Source organism: Oleiphilus sp. HI0132 (assembly GCF_001635845.1).
This window is the reverse complement of the sequence record NZ_LWGJ01000800.1, coordinates 1-470: the sequence shown is the minus strand read 5'-3', so window position 1 is coordinate 470 and position 470 is coordinate 1. Positions and strand designations below refer to the sequence as shown.

The window sequence follows — 470 nt, the reverse complement described above, 5'->3', positions numbered from 1 at the left end:
TCGGATGAGCTCTTACTGAGCACGGCTAACTCCGGTGGTATTCTATATTATCCTCATAGCCATAAAGATATTGTTCGACCTGGTATTATCTTATATGGCGCAATGCCGTCACCAGAGAAGCAAGACCAGAATTTTGATTTAAAGCCGGTGATGAAATTAAAGTCTGCAATCATGGCTGTTAGAGAGCTTTCTATCGGAGAGCGTGTTGGCTATGGCGGCCGCTGGCGAGCATCTCGTGAATCACGAATTGCAACAGTCGCTTGCGGTTATGGTGATGGTTATCCCCGACATGCACCAGATGGAACGCCGGTAGCGGTTTTTGATTCCGCGTCACAATCCTTTGTTCGAGCCCCGCTTGTAGGGCGGGTATCGATGGATATGTTGGCAATTGATATAACGGATATTCCTTCTTGTGGTCTTGGCAGTCCTGTTGAGCTGTGGGGGGATTATATTAAGGCGGACGAGCTTGC

General features: G+C 48.3%; 1 protein-coding gene. It reads left to right on the top strand.

All coding sequences use genetic code 11. The features are described 5' to 3' along the window. On the top strand, positions 1 to 470 hold a 470-nt coding region (locus A3766_RS09300), incomplete at both ends, for an alanine racemase C-terminal domain-containing protein (RefSeq protein ID WP_197479473.1).